The 1,464-nt window shown below is 61.7% G+C and carries 1 protein-coding gene and 1 pseudogene; both read right to left on the bottom strand.

Translation table 11 applies throughout. The annotated features are described in order from the left end of the window. Nucleotides 1–68: 68 nt before the first annotated feature. Nucleotides 69–815 carry a pteridine reductase gene (locus VJ956_RS08510; RefSeq protein WP_324083796.1) on the bottom strand — a complete coding sequence of 249 codons (747 nt, stop codon included), beginning with the start codon at nucleotides 813–815 and terminating at the stop codon, nucleotides 69–71. Nucleotides 816–823: 8 nt separating this feature from the next. Continuing rightward, nucleotides 824–1,464: pseudogene (locus VJ956_RS08505) on the bottom strand (multifunctional CCA tRNA nucleotidyl transferase/2'3'-cyclic phosphodiesterase/2'nucleotidase/phosphatase); the annotation flags it as partial.

Below are 1,464 nucleotides of genomic sequence, written 5' to 3'. Positions count from 1 at the left end.
GGCAAGTGTAGCTGAAACCGCGCAATTGCCAAGAATCACCAGGATCACTGGCGAGGGTGCCCGGCGGGCTACATATTGAGGCTGCGGCCGCCGTCTACAGCCAGAATCTGGCCGGTCACGAAAGGGGCATCACACAGCAGGAAGGCGACCGCTCCGGCGATATCGTCGGGTTGCCCGGTTTGCGCCAGCGGAGTCCTGGCGAGAATGCTCTGCTGATGCTGGGGGTAGGTTTCCGCACCGGCTTCGGGCCAGAGTATCGCCCCGGGGGAGACACCGTTAACCCGGACATCCGGCGCCAGATCTTTTGCCCAGGACCGGGTAAGTGCTGCAAGACCTGCCTTGCTGGCACAGTAAAGCGGGTGGTCGGCCAATGGCCGCTGGCTGTAGATGTCGATCAGGTTAACGATAGTGCCACGGGATTCCCGCAGTGCGGGCAGGCAGGCCTGGCCCAGAAAAAATGGCGCGCGCAGGTTGGTGCCCATCACCCTGTCCCAGTCTTCGTCCCGGGCCTTTTCCGTGGGATTGGGATAGAACACCGAGGCATTATTGATCAGCCCGTCCAGTCGCCCCCAGGCAGCAACGGCTTTCTCCGCCAGGGGCCTGATCTGGTCCGGCCGGGACAGGTCGGACGGTAACGGGATGGCAGAATGGTCGCGCCGGGCATTCAGTTCCCGCGCCAGCGCCTCGGCCTGAGCCTGCCGGGACCGATAGTGAATCACGATATTCCAGCCGCGACCATGAAGATGACGGGCAGTGTGAGCACCAAGCCGGTGGGCGGCACCGGTGATCAGCGCCACGGGTGTGGGTGAATTCATGGCTATCCTTATTGCTCGGGAAACGACTTCTGAATACGTCGCAGGCGTTCACTGTGGATTGCTTCACCCAGCGCTTTTCCGGAAAAGCCTTCTGCCATCAGTAACTGTGGGCTGACGGTATTCGCGGCTGCAAGAGCCCGCCTGAGTTGTTCTACCTTGCTTGCGGGCCCGGGCTCAAGCACACAGCTCAGGGTGGCGAGCAGGGTTGCGAATCTTTCAGGGCGCCGCCATGCATCTGCAGCAGTCAACAGGGCTAGAGCGAGGTCTGGCGTGACCGGATGATCAGCGTCAAGAGTTTGGGCAAACTCTGCCACCAGCCTTGCCAGCGCAATGCAGTCGTTGGGAGCCCTGAGCTTTTTTGCCCGCCGCTGTGCCCGGTTTTCGCCGGCGTGCTGTCCTGTGTGAGCCAGCGGCGAAAGCAGTGCCGCGAACCGCGCCTCTGTCTTCAGGTTATGGGAGTGAGCGCATTCCAGGGCGGCCATTGCGCGGCTGAAAATGTTCCGGGAGCTGCTGTCAGGTCCGAACTCGGGAATCAGGGATTCGAGCGCTCCGCAGTCCCGTAGCACCGTGAAAAAGGTGACCGGTTCGGCTTCATTCAGAGCCCGCTGGATTTCCTGCCAGACCCGTTCTGGCGCCAGATGGTTTACTT

Origin of the sequence: Marinobacter sp., assembly GCF_035268745.1 — a bacterium.
Classification (GTDB): Bacteria; Pseudomonadota; Gammaproteobacteria; order Pseudomonadales; family Oleiphilaceae; genus Marinobacter.
The sequence above is the reverse complement of the archived record's forward strand: the minus strand, read 5'-3'. Positions and strand labels throughout refer to the sequence as shown.